Source organism: Terriglobia bacterium, assembly GCA_020073085.1.
GTDB lineage: Bacteria > Acidobacteriota > Terriglobia > JAIQFV01 > JAIQFV01 > JAIQFV01.
Map to the genome: position 1 here is coordinate 370,315 of JAIQFV010000001.1, position 12,263 is coordinate 382,577.

The window sequence follows — 12,263 nt, forward strand, 5'->3', positions numbered from 1 at the left end:
GCATCTGGTGTTCCTGGATGAAACCGGTTTTCTGATGGCCCCCCGGGTGTGCCGCACCTGGGCTCCCCGCAGTCACACTCCCGTGTTCTATCAACGCGGCGGTTCCTATCAGAAGGTCTCTTGTATCGGCGCGCTGGTGGTGCCTCCCGGTCGCCATTCCCTCCACTTCTACTTTCGCTTGCATCCCGACCACAACATCAACACCGATCGAGCCCTCGGCTTTCTCACCCAACTGCTCCGCCAATTGCAGGGCAATCTCCTGGTCATCTGGGACGGCGCGGGTCCCCATCTGGCCCGAAAGGTGGAAGCCTTCCTGTATCGTCATCTCCGCCTCTACCTGGAATATCTCCCTCCCTGCGCCCCCGAACTCAATCCCGTCGAATACGTCTGGAGTTATCTCAAAAAAAATCCCCTGGCCCACTGTCCGGCGACCACTCTGAGCAGTTTGACCGACACCGCTCGCCGTTCCGGCCAATCCCTACAACGCCAACCCCGACTCCTGCGCTCCTTCCTGAAGCACAGTTCTCTTTTTTTACGTCTTAAATAGGACATTACTTAATCAATTACCAATAATTCATCTGTGGATTTCAGGATCGGGTTGAAAAGGATGCAGCGCTCAAGACAATGCTCACTGCCGCAAATGCAAAGCTTGTTGATTTGTGAGACTTGGCACCATGGTTGAAGATTATCTTGGTCTCCGATAACTGACTGCCCGAACTTGATAATTCATCAAAGATGGGTTGTCGAAGAGAAAGAGATGACAGGCGACTGCGGCCAAAGATCAAAGCGCGCGGATTTTGTACAGGTATAATATTGGGTTATGAGCCAAATCGTTTATTTCGTCGGAGCGGGTCTGACAAAATCGTTGCAGCAGAATTCCCCTGTCCCTTTGCTCAATGATTTCATTTCAGTTATGGCTGATTATTTGACCGAGAGTGATGTTATCCGTGTGGCTCTTGCCGATTTCGAATGTGATGACTTGTTTGAATGGAGATGCGATGAATGGAAAGATACAGCTCAAAGCATTTTGGATTGCGATGGATCCGTTCCAAAGGATCTCCTGAGGAAGTTTCAAGGAATTATGAAATCGCGCCCTTCTGAAAACATCGAGATGCTCTTGGGGAGGGGGTTTGAAAAGCACGCAACACCTTATAACAGTTCGGCTATGCGGTTCTGTTTTGCAATTAACGATGTATTTAGTCGAATAGGGTGGAATGTCAATTTACCGCCGCTGGAACAGTTTTTGCGCAAACAGCTTAAGCTGTCCGGCGGCAGGCACACTTTTATTAGCTTCAACTACGATCTCGTGCTCGACCGCTGCATTCGGGAGTATACAAAGGGTGACTGGCAACCATCTGATGGTTATGGTTTCAAAATAGAAAGATCATTCAACCAGAACGAGGGTGAGGTCCACATGAAACAGTTCGACGGGGATGGAGGTTCATTTTCTTCCTTTCCGCTACGTGATTTGGTCCTCAGGTCAAGCCCCAAATGCCCGGTTAAGCTCTTAAAGCCTCATGGGTCATTGAATTGGTTGATAAGCTATAATTGGAAGGGTCTGACCCGAAAATTGTTCATAGCGGGGGCTGGTTGCACACGGTGGGTTGCTTGGGGGAAACAACGGTTGCTATTCTCTCATGTCTTGCTTCCGCCCACAAAGGGAAGGAATGGCAAGATCTCCGCAATCCCGATTTGAAGAGGCACCTCCGCATTTTTTTCATTCGCGATCTTCAGCTAACCCCCGCGCTGGCGCTCGCCCGTCAGCAATTGCAGAATGCGGAGACCCTCGCGATTAGAAGATAGACGCCTCGATTGATTGGGGTTAGACTCAATTAATGGAATTTGAATGGGACCTAAAAAAGGCAGCCACGAACCTTCGACGGCATAAGATTTCCTTCGAAGAAGCGGCCACTGTGTTCGGTGATCCCCTCAGCATTACCTTTCAAAATCCTGACCACTCATCGGAGGAGAATCGATATCTCACCATTGGGCCTAATACCGCCTCCGACGTTTGATCGTATCTCATACAGAACGAGAAAACAGGATTCGAATCATTGGCGCTCGCGAGCTCACAAGGGGAGAGAGGGAAGCCTATGAAGAAGAAATCTAGGAGGGGGATTCAGGGCGACCTTCGCCCTGAATATGATTTGAAGAGGCTGCTCAAAGGCGGTGTCCGCGGGAAGTACGCGAGACTGTACCGGACCGGCGCCAACGTTGTCTTACTTGACCACGATGTCTCCAAAGCGTTCCCTAATGAGCAGGCTGTCAACGAGGCATTGCGTTTGGTGATTAAGTTAACAAAGATTCCAAATAGCACAAAGTCCAGCGCTGCAAAGGCACACTGATTAGGAGCGAAAAAGAGGAGAAAAGGGGGGCAGCTTTTTGCAATCGCGAGTTGATCCTTGACGTCTTGAAGGGGTCGTTCTCGTTCCTACTCGCTTGCCATTTGAAGAGATCTGACACGCCCTTTTCCTTTGATCCCCCCAACGGGAGTTGGGGGATGATTCAGGTACTCCCTCTAAAACAATACCCCGCGCTCTCCGGACTAGCTTCGTTGCTCCACCGCTACGGATCAGGGGCTTTCTTGAGTCGACCGCAGGCAAGCAGTGGGAGTTGTGAGTCCCCCCTTTACCAAAAGGCAGTAGCTGAATGATCCACTCCGCCGAGGCGGACTGGTGGGATTTTCAAGTCGAACTTGGTCTGTGGGTAGGTTGGAACTGAATGATCCATCACCTGCCGGTGGTGGGATTAGAGGTCTGGGCGGGGGTGGCGCACACATCGCGTCTTTGCGGTATGTGCGATGGCGGGTCAATGGCCTTTGGAGCCTGAAAAGGAGCATCCCTCCAAAAAAATCGCGTTCAGTCGCCACAAAGACTATAGATCAACTATGCCCTCCCTCGCCAGATTCTCGATACAAGATTTTACAGCCTCGATCGGTACGGGCCAGCAATTGCAGTTGACAGGCCGCGGTCGACAGGGTAATAAATGAGTTCTCAAAATAGATTCAACCATCAAAAAACAAGGAGAATTCGATCCATGACCGATCGCGCTCGCTTCTTGAAAATCCTGGGTTGTCTGACACTGGGTCTTTTCCTGGCGATCCCCTTCCTATCAGCCCAGCCTCCCGCTGGACCCAATCGAGGAGTTGCAAACCTGACCCTTGACGGAAAGACGATTTCCATCAACTACGGCCGACCCGCCCTGAAAGGCCGCGATCTCTCCAACTCCGTCGCGGTGGGAACGGTGTGGCGCTTCGGGATGAACGAGGCCACCGTCCTCAAGACCGATGCGGACCTTTACACCTGCTGCGGCGTGTTGAAGGCGGGTTCCTACAGCTTGTGGGCAAAAAAGGTCGGGGAAAATAAATGGGAATTGATTTTCAATTCTCAGACCGGCCAGTGGGGAACCGACCATGATCCGCTTAAAGATCTGATCTCGGTCCCCATGAAGGTGGAGACCTCCAAGGACAGTGCCGAACAGGTCACTATCACGCTGGTCAAGACGGCCAAAGGCGGGGAAATTCGGTGTGCCTGGGGCACACAGCTCCTCGCTGCTGAATTCAGCAATAAACCATAACTCCGGCCCTGGACGAGTATGAACTGAATCAAGGCCCGCGGCGGGTGTGACCGCCGCGGCGTCTCATTCAATCTTCAAGCGGAGACCTCTCCGGCAACGACCTGCGGCTGCGGAATCTTGAGAATCGTCCGATAGGTATCGCGGGCGATCAGAACCTCCTCGTTGGTGGGAATCACGAAGATGCGGGAGCGGCTCTTCTTCGTGGCGATGTCGCCCTCCTTGACGGCCTGATTCTTCTCCCGGTCGATTTCATAGCCGATCGACTGCAGCCGGTCACACGCCTTCTCGCGAATCAAAGATGCGTTTTCGCCGATCCCTCCCGTAAAAATCAACGCGTCCACGCGACCCAGAACCGCCGTATAGGCCCCGATATACTTGCGGAGCCGATAGCAGAACATGTCGATCGCCAGCTTGGCCCGGGCGTGCCCCTCCACCATGCTGATCATGAGCTGGCGCATATCGTTCGATTCCCCCGAAATTCCATACAGCCCGCTCTGCTTCATGAGCAGGTTGGTCACGTCGCTGGCGGTCAGTTCCTCCTGAAGCATCATGTACACCACGACGGCCGCATCCAGGTCGCCCGTGCGGGTCCCCATGACCAGGCCTTCCAGCGGGGTCATGCCCATCGAGGTGTCCACCGAATTCCCGTTCTCGATGGCGGTAATGGAGCAACCGTTTCCAAGATGACAGGTGATCAAGTTACAGGTTTCCTTCGGCGCCCGCGTGATCTGGCGATAGCGATAAGCCACATAGCGGTGAGAGACGCCATGAAAACCGTAGCGGCGGATCTGATGCTGCTTGTACTGGCTGTAAGGCAAGGCGTAAAGAAACGCCTCGGGGGGCATGGTTTGGTGGAAAGCAGTGTCAAACACCGCCACCTGGGGCAGGCTCGGGAAAAGCTCGCGGCAAACGTAATATCCCTTCAGGTTGTGGGGATTGTGCAAGGGAGCCAGGACGACACAATCCTCGATCGCTCTGACGGCCTCTTCGGTCATCAGGGTCGACGAAGAGAATCGTTCCCCACCGTGTACGACGCGGTGACCGATCGCCTCGATCGGAGAGTCCACCCCCACCAATCCGTGGTCGGTCAGAAGGGAGATGATCTTGGCAATGGCCGTCTTGTGGTCATAGATCGCCTGCACGTGCCGTTCGAAATCGCGCGTGGTCACCGACTCGAAGGTGATGATGGCATCGTCGGCGCCGATCTTCTCGACCTGGCCGCTGGCCAGCCGCCGATCGGTGGCGGTTTCGATCATGTGCTGATCCGTTTCAATCAACTGGAACTTAACGGAAGAACTCCCGGAATTCAGTATGAATATTTTCATGAGGACACCATTCTATGAATGAAGTACAGCGTTATTCTAACACAGGGGGAGCTGTCTTTTGCTTTCCAACCTTCACCGGCACGGACCGAACATGCTCAACGGTCCGACACACAATCTCTGCGGCGCGATCAATCTCCTCCTCGGTATTGAATCTGCTTAAACTGAAGCGCAAGCTGCTTCGGAGAATTTCGCTGCGGACCCCCATCGCCTTGAGAACGTGGGATGGTTCCAGGGACCCTGAGGAACAGGCCGCTCCCATGGAAGCCGCCACCCCCTCCATATCCAACGCCAGCAACAGCGCCTCTCCATCGACCGCTTCAAAGCCGAGATTGCTGGTGTTGGCAACGCGGAACCAGCGATGTCCATTGACCTGGGAGTGGGGGCATCGCGTAAGAACCGAATGTTCGAAGCGGTCGCGCAGAGATGCGACACGCGGCGACTCTGAGAGGCTATTCTGCCGGGCGAGTTCGGCGGCCCGGCCCAACCCGACCGCGCCCGCCACATTCTCGGTCCCCGCCCGCCGCTTCCGTTCCTGACTTCCGCCGACCATCATCGGTGTCAAGCCGACCCCTTTGCGGACATAGAGGGCGCCGATTCCCTGGGGACCATGAATCTTGTGGGCGGACAGTGAGAGCAGATCCACTCCCAGGCTCTTCACATCCACCGGGATCTTCCCCACCGCTTGCACCGCGTCCGTGTGCACCGGGATGTGTAAGGCCCGGGCGAGCTCGACAATTTCCTGCACAGGCTGAATGACCCCGGTCTCATTGTTCGCCATCATAACCGAGATCAGAATTGTTTCCGGGCGGACGGCCGCGCGAAGTTCCTCCAGTTGAATCAGCCCGTCGCGGTCAACACCGAGATAGGTGATATCAAACCCCTGTTTTTCCAGGGTCCGGCACCCCGACAAGACAGCCGGATGTTCGATCGAGGACGTAATCAGGTGATGCCCTTGATTCCTGCGTGCCCCGCTCATCCCCAAAATCGCCAGGTTGTCAGCCTCTGTGCCGCTGGAGGTGAAAACGATCTCCTGGGGAGCCGCGCTAACCAACGAGGCCACCCGCTGCCGCGCGCTCTCCAGGGCGGCCATGGCGCGCTGCCCGTACCAGTGCACAGAGGATGCGTTGCCATAGTTTTCGCGGAGCCACGGCAGCATGGCCTCAAAAACCTCCGGCGCCATAGGCGTCGAAGCGTTGTTATCCAGATAGATTCTTGTCATACTCAATCCACAAAGCCCTTCTCATTCTATCTGAAATTTGAGATAAACTACAGCAGGGGTGCTCATCCGGGAGCAGTGGAATGGGGAAATGCGTGCTCCGAAGGGTTGAAACTCCAAGCTGATTTTCAGAGGAAAAGATGCCCGCTACATCCATCATCACTTTGACCACTGATTTCGGTGAATCGGACTATTACGTCGGGGCCATGAAGGGGGTCATTCTCTCGATCAATCCCGATGCCCAGATCGTGGACTTGAGTCACGAGATTCGGCCTCATGACATTCTGGATGCGGCCTTTCTCATCAGCAGGGCCTACCGTTATTTTCCGGCGCGGACCGTGCATTGTGTCGTCGTGGATCCCGGAGTGGGAACCGCCCGCCGGCCGCTTGCCGCGACCGCGGATGGCCATTACTTCGTCGCTCCTGACAACGGCGTGCTCTCACTCATCTGTGAACACACCGAGGGCGTGCGCGTGGTAGGGGCCACCGCCACACATTACTATCTGAATGAGGTCAGCCAGACGTTTCATGGACGGGACATTTTTGCGCCCGTTTCCGCCTGGCTGAGCCGGGGAACCCAGCTTGACCACTTTGGCGACGGCGTGGAGGATTACGTTCGATTCAAAATGCCGAAGGCCCGTTTGGAAGGGTCGAATCTCGTGCGAGGGGCCGTGATCCAGATTGACCATTTCGGGAATTGCGTCACCAACATCTCCCCTCAACTCCTCCCGGATTTCTTTTCGTCACAGCGACCTTCATTCAAATTTCGGGTTGGAACAACCACCATCCAGCAGGTCTCAACGGCTTACGCCGCCAACGAAACCAATGTCCCGTTCATCATCCTCGGAAGTTCCGACCTCCTGGAAATTTCCTTGAGCCGCGGGTCCGCCGCCGACAGTCTGAAAATCTCGCGAGGGGCGGAAGTAGAGGTCACCTGGTAGACCCACCTGGCCGCCGACGCGGACCACCTAACCGAGTTTGAAATAATAGTAGATCTTCAATCCTCCCCAGAACGTAAGCTTCAAGCAATTATTATCGTTCTTCCTCATGCTTCCAATTGAAATACATGGGGAAATGATGATATCCTACAGGTGGTTGAGACTCGAAAAAGGACCACTCCGAGTCGCTCCTGTGAAAGCGGTGATTCCCGACCTGTTAAGACTGCTTATTCACATCAAAAACCGCCCCTGAACCAGGGAGCTCCGCTGACATAACATCATCATTCGAAAAAATCTTTCCATTAATTCTCAATGAGGATCCTCCGCCATGAAACTTGCCAAACGAATGTCCCGCCTGGGAACCGAAACAGCCTTTGAGGTCCTGGTCCGAGCCAAGGGCCTGGAAGCCAAAGGCCACGATGTAGTGCATCTGGAAATTGGTGAACCGGACTTTGATACACCGCCCAATATTACGGATGCCGCAATTCAAGCCCTCAAGAACAAGTGGACTCACTACGGCCCGTCGGCCGGCCAGCCTGTGCTGCGTGAGGCGATTGCCGAGTACATTTCGAAGACCCGTAACCTGAAGGTCGATGCAAGCAACGTGGTCGTTGTGCCCGGCGGCAAACCGATCATTTTCTTTCCCATTCTCGCGCTGGTCGACGAGGGGGATGAAGTGATTTATCCCAATCCCGGCTTTCCGATCTATGAATCGATGATTAATTTCATTGGCGGAAAGGCGGTCCCCATCGCGTTGCGTGAGGAACGTGATTTTGCGTTCGACGTGAACGAGTTGATTTCAAAAATCAACGATCGGACCAAGCTGATCATCCTCAATTCACCGCAAAATCCCACGGGCGGTGTGCTCCCGAAGGAAGATTTGAAAGCCATTGCAGACGCCGTCCGCGACCGCGACTTGATGATTCTTTCCGACGAGATTTACTCCCGCATCCTGTTTGAGGGAAAGGCCGAATCGATCACTCAATTTCCGGGAATGCAGGAGAAGACGATCATCTTGGATGGCTTCTCAAAGACTTATGCCATGACCGGATGGCGGCTGGGATACGGAGTCATGCGCACCGATCTCGCCACTCAAATTGCGAAGCTGCAAACCAACTCCACCTCCTGCACTGCTTCCTTCAGCCAGATCGCCGCGGTGGAAGCGCTCCGGGGAGACCAGTCGGGCGCGGAGGCGATGGTCGCGGAATTTCACCGGCGGCGTGATTTCATTGTCAAGCGACTGAACGAAATTGAAGGGCTCAGCTGCCGGATGCCGAAGGGGGCCTTCTATGTCTTCCCGAACATCAAGAAGACTGGAATGACTTCCAAGGAATTTGAAGAAAGGTTATTGAACGAAGCGTTCGTGGCCTGTCTGGCGGGAACCTCGTTCGGTGCCTTTGGCGAGGGCTACGTCCGCTTCTCCTATGCTAACTCGCTGGAGAACCTGAAGAAGGCCATGGATCGGGTCGAACATTTTGTGACCAAGAAGGTTTTAGTGTAGCAATGAGAACCAGATACACCCCGACACATTGGGGTGCGCTGTGATGGCCACGGTCCCCAGGCCCGCTATTTCTCTTCTTTGTCTTTCGCAAATTCACATTTGCGGATTAATTCCTCGCACTCCCCCCTCGATTTCTAATCAGGAGGCAAACTACGGACACAGGAGCGCTTTATGCCAATGTTGACTGTCGAACAATCACCCAGCCGGTTGAAGGAACTTTCCAAGGACTTTCCTGCCTGGGAAAAAACCAAAGACTGCATTGATACCTATCTTGACCTTATCATCAACTATCGCCAAAGTGGTCATCCCGGGGGTTCCCGGTCCAAAGTCCATGCCATGGTTACCACTCTGTTGAGTGGCTTCATGCGATGGGACATCCGCCATCCCGAGAAGAAATTTGGAGACCGCTTCATCCTGAGCGGCGGACACACCGTGCCGCTCGTGTATTGCACGCTGACCGTACTCAATGAGGCGCTCCGCACCAAGTACGAGCGCACGCAAAATCCGGATTTTCTGGTTCCCCACCCGGAAAGGTTTCAACTCACCTGGGAGGACTTGCTGGGATTTCGCAGGAATAAAGGCCTGTCCGGACACGCCGAAATGGAAGGGAAAACCCTTTTCCTCAAGTTTAACACCGGACCCTCCGGGCACGGCATCACGGCTGCCGTGGGAGAAGCCTTCGCCCTGAAACGCGCCGGCGCCGAAGGCGTTAAAGTGGTGCTCTTTGAGGGGGAAGGGGGCCTGACACCCGGGGCGTCGCATGAGGCCAAGAATTCCGCCTGGGGACTGGGGCTCAACAATCTTTATTTTCTCATCGACTGGAATGATTTTGGAATCGATGAGCAGCCCATCAGCTCGGTCGTCTATGGTACTCCGGAAACGTGGTTCAATTCATATGGATGGCGCACGTTCGGCGCAGAGAATGGCGCAGACTGGAATCTCCTCACGGAAGCTATTCTTGAAGCCCAGGGAGACAACCCCCAGAAGGTGCCCACGGCCATTTGGATGAAGACCCGCAAGGGGCGCGGCTATCTGATGTATGACAACAAATCGCATGGCACGCCGCATCCCTTGAACTCAGAAACTTTCTGGGAGACCAAGAAGGAATTTCAGAACAAATACAACGTCAAGTTTGAAGGGTTCGGCCAGCCCGCCCCCAAGGATCCTGCGGAACTGCGCCAGCAATTCAAGAACAACCTGAAGGTTGTTGCCGACGTGATCCGGAGCGATGAATCTTTGGTCAACTACCTGGCGGATCGGCTCCTGGAGTTGGGCGAGAGTGTTCCGGAGACGATTTCGAGCTTCCGCCTCGGTGGCCGGAAAAATCCGTTGTTAGACCCTGTTCTCACCGATATCAAGAATTATCCCAAAGAACTGTTTGCCAAGGGCGGGGCGAAGGAGGCGAACCGGGCAGGGTTTGCCAAGTGGGGGTCGTGGATCAACTCCTATTGCCGGCAGAAGTATGATCGCCCTCTGTTCATTGCCTGCTCCGCCGACCTGGCCGAATCGACTAACATTGCCGGCTTCGCCAAGGACTTTGGCGAGATGAAGAACTACGGGCGTTACTCCCGCGACAAGAATCCCGAAGGCGTCCTGCTGCCCCAGGAGATTACTGAAAACGTCAACGCGGGAATCATGGTGGGGGCGGCGAGCGTTAATTTTGCCGAAGATCCCTTCCAGGAGTTCAACGGGTTCCTCGGGACTTGCTCAACCTATGGTTCGTTCGTGTACCTTAAGTACGGCATGATGCGACTCTTCAGCCAGATGGCCCAGGATGGGCAATTGAAGATGGGCAAGGTGATTTGGGTTGCCGGACACTCGGGCCCCGAAACCGCCGATGACTCCCGAACGCACTTCGGCATTTTTGAGCCGGGTGTTACCCAGCTCTTCCCGGAGGGCCACATCGTGGATGCTCACCCGTGGGAACACAACGAGGTCGCCCCGGTATTGGGTGCCTGGATGAAGACCACTATCCCCATTATCGCCCTGCACCTGACGCGACCGCCCATTGAAGTTCCGGACCGGGAGGCCCTTGACCTTCCCTCCCACCTCGAAGCGGCCCGGGGGGCCTATGTGATCCGGGACTACCGCATCGGGGCTAAACCGATGGGGACTTTGATCGTGCAGGGGACCTCGACCACCGCGAACCTCATCAAGCTTCTTCCCGTACTCGATGAGCAAAAGCTGAATGTCAAGATCGTCGCCGCCATCTCCCCCCAGTTATTCGCGCTTCAGGATTTTTCCTACCAGCGGGAAGTTCTATCAGAAGTCGACTATATTGATTCCACGGTCATCTCGAACCGGGCCTTGAGGCTGATGAGCGACTGGATCAAAACGGATGTGGCTCGTGAATACGCCATGTGCTCGGACTGGGACAATCGCTGGCGCACTGGCGGAACCGTCGACGAAGTGCTGGAGGAGGCCCACCTGTCTCCGCAATGGCTGCTGACAGGAATTGAACGATTCGTCCGTGAGCGCGAACGACGGCTGCGCCACCTGAAGTCGATCCTCGACAACATCACCAGCTGATCCGGTACGACAGGGGTAACCGGGGCGGAGGGAAACGAATGTGAACGTTGACGGGGAAGGGGTCCTCTCGGTGTGCCGGAAAGTGAACCTGGCATCGTGGAGAGTGTCTCTCCGACCTGGCTTCTCGAGGAAATCGGGCGTTTTTTCGAAAGTCTGGACACTCCTCTGGGCTTGTTCGTTCGCGCCAGAATCTGACCGATTTTCGCTAAGTCGGAAGTTGCCTCTTTAATTTTCTATTTGTCTTTGTTAAGTCGGCGTGATGTGGTTTATAATGACCCTGTAACCAAGGCCAGGTCCCCGGGTTTGGGGACCGTGGCTGCGGACGAGGCTTTTTGCGGCTTTAAAGAAATAAATCAACACAGCACCTCACCTCTGAACCCTCTCTTTTTCAGGAAGTCAGTCATTTGACTTTCGATCAGCCGCCTCGTGGTTCGATCCTTCTAGAACCCAAGATCCTGAAAAGCCGTTTAGCGGATTCACCCATCGTAGCGAGAGCATTTCAAGGAGCATCTGAATTCCTGGAGGGCACCATGAAAAAACTATTCCTGCTGTCGCTCATCCTCGCGGTGGTGCTGGCCGCAGGGTGGGAAGTGTTGTCCTATTACGAATCGAATTACACGGGGCTGGTGCTCTACGGTCACCTCGTGGCCATGGACAAGCTAAGCGAACTGCAGACAACCACCCAGCGCCTGCTGACCCAGCCTGAAAACAAACTCGTGGTCATGCGGTTCGAGGGCAAGCCGAAGGCGCCTCGCGAGATTGACTTCTATACGGCGAAACTGATCGACAACCAGGGTGGCATCCATAAGCTTCAAACCGCCGTCTGGAATGAATCGACTCCGACCGAAAATCTTCTCGTTTTTGCAGTGCCTGAGAAGACCGAAATCGCCTCATTTCAGTATTCCGATCAGCCCGTCTTCCCGATCAAATATTTCGACAGGTTCGCGTGGTTGCGCTTCCGGAACTGGGTGGGCGGATCGGCCCTGACGATGATTGCGCTGGCCTGTGTGTTTGGGATCGTGTTGCACTTCAGGCCCGTGAAGAAGCCCGTGGAACACGTGGATCCGTTCGACTACATCAACAAGGCAGCGTAGTCCAAAGAGAGTGACGGCAAGTGTTCTTCCGCCTTCCTCCGGGGATGAGCAATCAAGGGGACATGCCAGGGGAAGGATTGCAGT

Annotated in this window: 10 protein-coding genes and 1 pseudogene; 9 read left to right on the forward strand and 2 right to left on the reverse strand. The window is 54.7% G+C overall.

Going from position 1 to position 12,263, the window contains the following annotated elements; genetic code table 11:
- Positions 1–7 precede the first annotated feature (7 nt).
- The 5 genes and pseudogenes from LAO21_01485 to LAO21_01505 all read left to right on the forward strand — a co-directional run bounded on the left by LAO21_01485 (position 8) and on the right by LAO21_01505 (position 3,576).
- The gene (locus LAO21_01485) at positions 8–547 is read left to right on the forward strand and encodes a transposase (protein MBZ5551362.1); all 540 of its coding nucleotides are present in this window, start codon (positions 8–10) and stop codon (positions 545–547) included.
- A 273-nt stretch (positions 548–820) separates the two neighbouring features.
- A complete protein-coding gene (locus LAO21_01490) occupies positions 821–1,696 on the forward strand; it encodes a hypothetical protein (protein ID MBZ5551363.1) in 876 nt (291 codons plus the stop codon).
- Positions 1,697–1,835: 139 nt separating this feature from the next.
- Positions 1,836–2,110: pseudogene (locus LAO21_01495) on the forward strand (BrnT family toxin).
- The gene (locus tag LAO21_01500) at positions 2,094–2,345 is read left to right on the forward strand and encodes a hypothetical protein (GenBank protein MBZ5551364.1); all 252 of its coding nucleotides are present in this window, start codon (positions 2,094–2,096) and stop codon (positions 2,343–2,345) included. The pseudogene LAO21_01495 and the gene LAO21_01500 overlap by 17 nt, the downstream one beginning before the upstream one ends.
- A gap of 691 nt (positions 2,346–3,036) precedes the next feature.
- Positions 3,037–3,576 (forward strand): DUF2911 domain-containing protein, encoded by a 540-nt coding sequence (locus LAO21_01505; GenBank protein MBZ5551365.1) that lies wholly within the window; start codon positions 3,037–3,039, stop codon positions 3,574–3,576.
- 74 nt (positions 3,577–3,650) lie between these two features.
- Here the strand turns inward: LAO21_01505 and LAO21_01510 are convergent, their stop codons facing one another.
- The gene (locus LAO21_01510; GenBank protein MBZ5551366.1) at positions 3,651–4,901 is read right to left on the reverse strand and encodes an acetate kinase; all 1,251 of its coding nucleotides are present in this window, start codon (positions 4,899–4,901) and stop codon (positions 3,651–3,653) included.
- A gap of 31 nt (positions 4,902–4,932) precedes the next feature.
- On the reverse strand, positions 4,933–6,120 hold the full coding sequence (locus LAO21_01515; protein ID MBZ5551367.1) for an aminotransferase class V-fold PLP-dependent enzyme: 1,188 nt from the start codon (positions 6,118–6,120) through the stop codon (positions 4,933–4,935).
- A 137-nt stretch (positions 6,121–6,257) separates the two neighbouring features.
- Here LAO21_01515 and LAO21_01520 point away from each other — a divergent pair, with 137 nt between their 5' ends.
- From LAO21_01520 to LAO21_01535, 4 genes are all read left to right on the forward strand, one after another.
- A complete protein-coding gene (locus LAO21_01520) occupies positions 6,258–7,058 on the forward strand; it encodes an SAM-dependent chlorinase/fluorinase (GenBank protein MBZ5551368.1) in 801 nt (266 codons plus the stop codon).
- A gap of 325 nt (positions 7,059–7,383) precedes the next feature.
- A complete protein-coding gene (locus LAO21_01525; GenBank protein MBZ5551369.1) occupies positions 7,384–8,556 on the forward strand; it encodes a pyridoxal phosphate-dependent aminotransferase in 1,173 nt (390 codons plus the stop codon).
- Positions 8,557–8,733: 177 nt separating this feature from the next.
- Entirely contained in the window at positions 8,734–11,085 is a 2,352-nt protein-coding gene (locus LAO21_01530) for a transketolase (protein ID MBZ5551370.1), read from the forward strand.
- 530 nt (positions 11,086–11,615) lie between these two features.
- Positions 11,616–12,179, forward strand: coding sequence for a hypothetical protein (locus LAO21_01535; protein MBZ5551371.1), 564 nt, complete (start codon positions 11,616–11,618; stop codon positions 12,177–12,179).
- The last annotated feature ends 84 nt before the right edge of the window (positions 12,180–12,263 follow it).

Excerpts from the sequence above, each read along its gene's own strand:
- LAO21_01505 (MBZ5551365.1), top strand. The coding sequence starts at position 3,037 with ATGACCGATCGCGCTCGCTTCTTGAAAATCCTGGGTTGTCTGACACTG.
- LAO21_01500 (MBZ5551364.1), top strand. The coding sequence starts at position 2,094 with ATGAAGAAGAAATCTAGGAGGGGGATTCAGGGCGACCTTCGCCCTGAA.
- LAO21_01515 (MBZ5551367.1), bottom strand. The coding sequence starts at position 6,120 with ATGACAAGAATCTATCTGGATAACAACGCTTCGACGCCTATGGCGCCG.
- LAO21_01510 (MBZ5551366.1), bottom strand. The coding sequence starts at position 4,901 with ATGAAAATATTCATACTGAATTCCGGGAGTTCTTCCGTTAAGTTCCAG.
- LAO21_01530 (MBZ5551370.1), top strand. The coding sequence starts at position 8,734 with ATGTTGACTGTCGAACAATCACCCAGCCGGTTGAAGGAACTTTCCAAG.
- LAO21_01525 (MBZ5551369.1), top strand. The coding sequence starts at position 7,384 with ATGAAACTTGCCAAACGAATGTCCCGCCTGGGAACCGAAACAGCCTTT.
- LAO21_01490 (MBZ5551363.1), top strand. The coding sequence starts at position 821 with ATGAGCCAAATCGTTTATTTCGTCGGAGCGGGTCTGACAAAATCGTTG.
- LAO21_01535 (MBZ5551371.1), top strand. The coding sequence starts at position 11,616 with ATGAAAAAACTATTCCTGCTGTCGCTCATCCTCGCGGTGGTGCTGGCC.
- LAO21_01520 (MBZ5551368.1), top strand. The coding sequence starts at position 6,258 with ATGCCCGCTACATCCATCATCACTTTGACCACTGATTTCGGTGAATCG.